Annotated in this window: 6 protein-coding genes and 1 pseudogene; 5 read left to right on the forward strand and 2 right to left on the reverse strand. The window is 52.7% G+C overall.

From position 1 onward, the window contains the following. Positions 1-42: 42 nt before the first annotated feature. The 3 genes from BM225_RS16235 (at position 43) to BM225_RS16245 (ending at position 2852) form a co-directional block, all read left to right on the forward strand. Positions 43-243, forward strand: a complete 201-nt coding sequence (locus BM225_RS16235; RefSeq protein WP_143095404.1) for a hypothetical protein — start codon at positions 43-45, stop codon at positions 241-243. A 205-nt stretch (positions 244-448) separates the two neighbouring features. Further along, entirely contained in the window at positions 449-961 is a 513-nt protein-coding gene (locus tag BM225_RS16240; protein ID WP_092465002.1) for a methanogen output domain 1-containing protein, read from the forward strand. Next, positions 951-2852 carry a response regulator gene (locus BM225_RS16245; RefSeq protein ID WP_177218642.1) on the forward strand — a complete coding sequence of 634 codons (1902 nt, stop codon included), beginning with the start codon at positions 951-953 and terminating at the stop codon, positions 2850-2852. The genes BM225_RS16240 and BM225_RS16245 overlap by 11 nt, the downstream gene beginning before the upstream one ends. A gap of 24 nt (positions 2853-2876) precedes the next feature. On the opposite strand, the gene BM225_RS16250 is transcribed toward BM225_RS16245, so the two are convergent. After that, on the reverse strand, positions 2877-3152 hold the full coding sequence (locus tag BM225_RS16250; protein WP_092464988.1) for a hypothetical protein: 276 nt from the start codon (positions 3150-3152) through the stop codon (positions 2877-2879). 565 nt (positions 3153-3717) lie between these two features. On the opposite strand from BM225_RS16250, the gene BM225_RS16255 reads away from it, so the two are divergent. After that, positions 3718-4455, forward strand: coding sequence for a helix-turn-helix transcriptional regulator (locus BM225_RS16255; RefSeq protein ID WP_245780522.1), 738 nt, complete (start codon positions 3718-3720; stop codon positions 4453-4455). Between the two features lie 302 nt (positions 4456-4757). Here BM225_RS16255 and BM225_RS16260 read toward each other — a convergent pair whose 3' ends face one another. Further along, positions 4758-5618, reverse strand: a complete 861-nt coding sequence (locus BM225_RS16260; protein ID WP_092464989.1) for a delta-class carbonic anhydrase — start codon at positions 5616-5618, stop codon at positions 4758-4760. 785 nt (positions 5619-6403) lie between these two features. Here BM225_RS16260 and BM225_RS16265 point away from each other — a divergent pair. After that, positions 6404-6950, forward strand: a pseudogene (locus tag BM225_RS16265) (transposase); the annotation flags it as partial.

Below are 6950 nucleotides of genomic sequence, written 5' to 3' on the forward strand. Positions count from 1 at the left end.
TCACTCGTGCAAATTCATTTTCGATCCCTGGACCACGCAAAGATGACCGCGATGAATGAGACGCAAATCAGATCCGTCAGTTTAGGCAAGTGTATCGGGCAATCGAATGCGCAGACCAAAGTGACCAAGTTTCACGCCTACACGCTGGCGCCTGTCTTGGTTGGACTGCCGACCTCATCAGTCACGCTCGCGCAGATTGAGGTGTTAAAAATCTGGCTGGAGCGTCGGGGTCTGCCCTCCTGAAACTGGCAAAGTCGACCTACGCTATTGCCCATGTAAATCATAAGTCTAGATTGCCATATTAAAGGTTGTGAGGTTTAACTAAGTGCTAGACCTCGGGTGTGTACCAAAGTCCGCATGATACTTCGCGGATTTATCAGGTGCTTTGATTGTGTGTTGCCGCATGAGTTCGCGGCATCCTTGTCAGATCAATGCCGTGGAGGACGCCTTGGGAGCCGAACCAATTGAAAGAAAACAAGATCTGGAGCGCGAAGTTTTCTTGCTCTCTATGGTCAATGCCCTATCCGGCACATTGCAGGATGTGGTCGGGTTAAAAGACGCAGAGGGCTACATTTCGACTGTAGGCGAGCGCATAGGGGAGACTATCTGCGGGGCCTATCGCAACAGCTCGGACAACGGCGAAATCACACCTGATGACCTGTCTTACATCTTGACCGATCTGAAGGCCCGTATCGGCGGCACCTTCAAAGTCGAGAGCGAAGACAGCAAAACAATCGAATTTTCGAACGCGAAGTGCCCTTTCGGATCCTTTGTGAATGGGCGACCGTCGCTCTGCATGATGACATCCAATGTCTTTGGCACGATCGCCGCGACACTGCACGGCGAAGCGCGGGTCGAACTGCTGAAAACAATCGCGAATGGGGACGGGTGCTGCAGCGTATTGGTGCACACGGACGGCTCCGCTGGCGGCGGGAGAAGGTATTTCGCGTATGACGACTAACCCGGCCCTGCTGCAGGAAATCATCGAGACGTTCGACAAGCCCTCGTTCATCACCACCGTTCGCGCTGACATGGTGGTTACCAACGAGGCTGCACGCTCGATGTACAACGCGGGAGGTGCCGAGGCGTTGTTCAGAGCGGAGTCGACCAAAGCTTTCCTCGGCAGCATCGCGAAATCGACAAACGTTCGGTTCGACAAAATCGTCGATCATCTCGGTCAAGAGCATCGCGTTGCAGGCAAACGGCTCGACCGCAACGGTCACCTGATGCTGTGGTTTGAAAAAGCCGACAGCCAGCACGACATGGCGGGCTTCACGTCTGAGGTGAAAAAGCGCGAGGCCGAAACATCGAAGCGGCGCGCAATGGAAAAATCCAGCAAGGATCTTGTCGCGGCGTCTGGCGATATGGTCCTGATCGTTGCGCGCACCGGCGAGATCCTAGAGTCGTCAGAGTCGTTTCACAAACTGACAGGCATTCACGCTTCGGCCACACTGAATCAGCAGGTCAAACGCTATGTTTTCCTGGGGCTTAAAGAAGGGGTCGATGGATGGGCGCTGCAGACCCCGCTATGCTCTGCCGTGGAAGGGTATATTCAGGGCAGAGAGCGCCGTATCCCAATTGAAGTGACGCTGAAGCCGATTGTCTGGAAAGGCAAAGACGCAACCCTGTACTCAATTCATGACCTGTCCGAGACCCAGCGCGCGGAGTCCGCAATCCAGCGGATGCGCCTGCTTGAAGAAACTCAAAAGAAAGCCGAGATGGCCAGTCTGGCCAAAAGCCGCCTGATCCGCGCAATCTCGCACGAGATGCGAACGCCGCTGAACGGGATGTTCCTGAGCCTTGATATTTTGGAAGACGGCATGACCCTGTCCGGCGCTGACAAGCGTTTGTTTCAAACGCTCAAGAAAAGCACTGAGCGTTTGCTGGGTCAGGTCGACAACATCATGTCATTTGTACAGTCGGACACCCCGAGCGACACACAAGAGCAAACCGCCATTGATGTCGGCAAAGTGCTAAATGCACTCTACACCGAGAATGTGTCTCGCACCCAAGCCCGGCATTTGGACGGTACGCTGGTAAACAACATCGGCTCGCACATGGCCCTTGGGAAAGAAAGCGTCCTGCAGAGCCTGTTCCAAAGCCTATATATCGAAGCGCTCGCATCGCCCGAGGGCGCATCAGTGCGGGTCGAATGCGATAGCGTAGTCCACGACACCCATATCACTTACCGCCTGTCCATCACCGCTCCGACCTTCCGATCCAAGCTAGGTGACGGGAATTTGGCACGCAAAGTGTACTCAGGGCAGGGGTCTGACAAACACAAGCAGGAAACGATCGATCTAAACCTGTGGATTTCACAAAACGCAATTTTGGAGTTGGGCGGGTCGCTGACTTTCGAAGAAGCTGGAGAGGACTCTGCCAGCGCGGTCGCGACTTTCTCTTTCCCAAGGGCATCACAGCCGCGTCCAGTAATTGGCTCTGTGTCTGACCAGCTGCCCCAGGATCTGAGTGTGATGATCGTCGATGACGAACCGATCAACCGAAAAGTTTTGACCCTGTTACTCAAGAAGAACGGCAATGCCGTGTGGACGGCCGAAAACGGTCAAGAAGCCGTTGAGTTAGCCATCAAATATAAGCCCGATCTGGTGATTATGGACCTGAATATGCCTGTGATGGATGGCATCAGTGCAACGCGTGAAATTCTGAGTCAAGCAGCGTTGGCTCACACAAAAGTCATCGGTGCGACAGCTTATATGAGTGACGAAATCGAGGCAGAGTGCCTTGGCGCTGGGATGCTCGAGCTAGTGGCCAAGCCATTGCGCAAAGAAAAGCTGTTTCACGCGCTCTCACGCCATTTATCAGCCCAGCCTCCCATCGGGGCCACTTACTAAGAAATCGCGCCGTGAGAGTGCAAGCTAGATGCGCGCTTTCTGGGCATCCGATAATTGAGCGTCCGCATCCAAAGCCAAGGACCGCAGTTTACCGCGATATTCAGACCGGGTGATTTTACTGAGGGTCTTCTGACAGTGGAGGCGATCCGGCTGAGCGACATCCGATTTGGCAATACCCATAACCGCCAGCGCCCTGAGAAGCTCGCGTTCTTCGGTCGATAGACCGGAAGCCCCAAAGCTTTTCTCCATTCTCTCAATAAGAGAACGGATTTCGACCAGTCGATCAAGTGCGTCACTCATCTATAAATCCTCGGCCAAGCTAAATTAAGGCGGCAAATAAACGGTAACATATGCTTTCGTATAGGTCCAGTATCTCGCGATATCTTAGCCAAGTTTGAAGACTGGTGAGCAAACTGGGTATGTAGGGGGCTGGCACATTCCAAACCCCCTCAAACAGCGAGCGGCAATTTTGTGCAAACAGCGACGAGCGAGAAAAGGTTGAGATAAGTCAACTCACTGTCGAAGGCGGCATTTGAGAGACTATTGCGCACTGCGGCACCTGCTAACAGTTGGAAAAGCGATCTACATTTATCGAAAGTGTGCAGTTGCACATACGAAAAATACGCAATAAATTCAATAATTTGCACGCATTTTCGGTGTAGGTCACAGATTCTAACCTAATAAATTTGTTAGGAAAATTCACCTCTCGTGAAACCAAATGGGTGATCGTTTCGTAACTCAACTAATCCACCTGAGAACATTCTCTGAGCTGGGTTATGTTGTTGCTAACGAGTGCTCTGCCTTTGCGGACTGGCCCCTTATGAGGGCTGCAAATTTTGAACTATAACTGTTTGGCGGGTGCCCAATGGACGGAACATTCGAAGGTCTCCGCTTTGACTACAAAGCGGACCTCTTTATGAAAAAGCCGATCGCTCTCATCGGATGCATGGACTTGTTTTCCCAGCGCGTTCAGCGAACGCTGTCTGCGGAATTTCCGCAAAATGATATCAAGTTCTTTGACACACTCAGTGCCGCGCGCACCTATGCAGGCGATGCGGGCCCGATGTCTCGCTTCGAGATGGTGTTGATTGACGCTCCCACATTCATGGATCTGATGCTGGACGGGACGCTATCGAGCACGACAGAGGATGGTACCAAGCTGGCAATTGCATACGAAAATGACGCCGTCCACGAGCACCTGCTTGACCGCTACCGCGAGCCAATATCAAGGCATGGTATCAGCCTATTACCGATGCACACGACGCTCGAAGCTTGGCTCTGCATGTTGGGATTGGTTGGCAACGGCGTGCAGTTCGTACCTGCTTCGGCCGCGCTACAATCGGCTCACACGGCCAGCCGCGCAATGGAATCCTATGATACGCAGGACGAGAGCAATGAGCCATTGCCTAGGCTCACCAAACGAGAGAGCGAGGTCTTGCGGGCGATTGCGGGCGGGAAGCCGAACAAGCTCATCGCGGTCGACTTGGAGATTTCAGAGCACACCGTCAAACTGCACATTCACCGCGTTATTTCGAAACTAGGTGTGACTAACCGTACAGAAGCCGCCGCGTTCTATTTCAAAAATCCCGAAGCTTACTCGTAAATACATTTCAAACACGATAAATGGCGCCCCAATTTGGGCGCCATTTTTTTGTGCGTTCGGATTTTGGGTGAAACTACAGAGCCTATTGAAACTTGGTGACAGCTCTGCCGCAGCGACTGCACTGTCCTCGATAGGCGCTGCGACCCCTGAAATACCCCGTGAACGTAAACGCAGAAACACGGTGACCAATAAGAGCACAAAACAGTCGGATCTTCATTTGATCACTCCACGTGCCAGAATATACAAACGCACAAGGAGCGAGGTCATTGAGACACCCACCCCTTGATCCTACGCTTTTGGAATTATTTTGAAATCCGCGACAGCAGCGCAGGATTAACAACCAAATTACGAACCGCGTGCGCATGGTCCTCTTCGAACACGTTATCTTCGTACCACGCGGCAACAGAATTGATGTCGACCTTAATAACCTCAGGTCGCACCGACCACGTCACTTCGAAGGGGGAGGCGACCTCGTTATAGCTTGGGCCCGTGGTCGACCCTGTATAGAGAATGGGCGTTCCAGTGTCTGACGGGACATTGGGAGCCTGCCAGTAGCCATCCACTTCGTTCAGTTGCGCCAAGCTTTCAAAGTTCTGCGCTGACGCATCATTCACCAAAACCATCACTTGGGTTTCGACGCGCAGCTGCGGATTTCCGTTGCTGTCCGCAAGGCAAGCGCCAAGTGTGGGACCCGGCACGACGTCTGCCGATGTGTGCACGAAGTGGACCTCAATCGTGTCACCGGATTGCAGCTTCCCGTGCTCACCAGTCCCGATCGGCGCCGCAATCGGCGTCAGCTCGGCTTCGGTCAAGTCACCATCATAGGCATACCCCGTACCGTGGCCTGCGCCATCACCGTTCCCAAGAAACTTGGTGAACTCGCCGCCCGCATGCTCGGCGCCTTTGTGAAAGTGGATATTGCACAGATTCATTTGGCTTGCTGCCGGCGCCATACCGAAAATCCGCTTATTCGAGCCTTCCGAATTGCGCAGATCGCGCGGCGCCTGAGGACCAAATCCCGCTTCAACTGAACTCGCCGCCAGTGCAGCACGTTGCTGTGCAATTACCTCATCGCCTACCTCGGTGAGGCCTGCAGCAAAGCCAGAAATCGGAGCAAACAGTGCAACCCCCAATGCAAAAGACTTTTTAAATTTAAGTTCCATTGTTCCCCTCCGCCGAAACGCCAGACGATTCCGATAAATCTGAAAGTCGGCGCCTCAAAAGTATTGAAAATTATCGAAAGGGTGCATTCTTTCCATCACTCGAGCCAGATAGCCGATGTGTTTATCCCAATCAGAATAGAGCTGCGGCTATAGGAAAATCGATCTGCACTCAGGCACTTTATTCCGAACGAACCTACGCATAGGCTCAGGATGCATGACCAATGGATAGTCTCCGCTCATCCATGGCATCTTTTTAAAGGTGAGTTTTATTGCTCATCAAAGCGCGAACTACTGCAATCTAGAGCCGAGTTAGCTCGGCGTATTTTTAAAATAAAAATTACAAATTTAGAGCACGGACTGAAAAGATGATTCTGGCCGCAACACTCTCATTTCCCGCGAGACTCACTTAAGCCCATGAAGAGTATGGCTTACCGGTCGGCAAGCGGCGAAAATACGCGCTAGTAAGCATGCCTTTACCGAACATGCCTCAACCATCTGACATTAAACCAAAAGTTGACCTCAAAAGTCCGGCATTGGCAAAGCGCAACATCGCGCTCGCAGCTGCCAGATCAAAAGTCGGCAAAATTTTGATGCATCCTGAAACTATCGGGGTGACACTACGTACATCCATTGTATGGGAAATGTAACTGGAAGAACGACATGCAGTTGCCTGATCGGACAATGTGGGTGCACCACGATACTAATTTTCGCATCAGCGCGGTTGACCTGCCACGGGATTTTTCCTCCATCATCGATTAGAGTCTGACCCAATTTGAGGACAGACAATGAAGCGCACACGATTTACGGACGAACAGATCATCGGGATTTTGACCGAGCATGAGGCCGGCGCCAAATGCGCTGATCTTTGTCGTAAGCACGGCATGGCCGAAGGCACTTTCTACAACTGGAAGGCCAAATTCGGCGGGATGACTGTGTCCGAAGCCAAGCGGCTGAAGACACTCGAAGACGAGAATGCCAAGCTGAAGAAGCTGCTGGCTGAACAGATGTTAGATCTGGCAGCGATGCGTGAGTTGGTATCAAAAAAGTGGTGACGCCCGCTGTTAAGCGCGAGGCTGTCGCGCAGCTGAGAAGCCAATTCGGGTTCTCGGAACGGCGGGCGTGCCGGATTGCGGGCGCGGATCGTAAGATGGTCCGGTATGTTGCGCAGCGTGCGCCGGATACGGCCTTGCGTGGTCGGTTGCGAGAATTGGCAAACGAACGGAGGCGGTTCGGTTACCGCCGGCTGTTCGTATTGTTGCGCCGTGAAGGAGAGCCATCGGGCATCAACCGGATTTATCGGCTCTACCGCGAAGAAGGATTAACGGTCCGTAA

The organism is Donghicola eburneus, from assembly GCF_900115865.1.
In the GTDB taxonomy this organism is placed as follows: Bacteria; Pseudomonadota; Alphaproteobacteria; order Rhodobacterales; family Rhodobacteraceae; genus Donghicola; species Donghicola eburneus.

Coding starts and splice junctions, on each gene's coding strand:
- BM225_RS16260 (WP_092464989.1), bottom strand. CDS start 5,618: ATGGAACTTAAATTTAAAAAGTCTTTTGCATTGGGGGTTGCACTGTTT.
- BM225_RS16250 (WP_092464988.1), bottom strand. CDS start 3,152: ATGAGTGACGCACTTGATCGACTGGTCGAAATCCGTTCTCTTATTGAG.
- BM225_RS16255 (WP_245780522.1), top strand. CDS start 3,718: ATGGACGGAACATTCGAAGGTCTCCGCTTTGACTACAAAGCGGACCTC.
- BM225_RS16235 (WP_143095404.1), top strand. CDS start 43: ATGACCGCGATGAATGAGACGCAAATCAGATCCGTCAGTTTAGGCAAG.
- BM225_RS16245 (WP_177218642.1), top strand. CDS start 951: ATGACGACTAACCCGGCCCTGCTGCAGGAAATCATCGAGACGTTCGAC.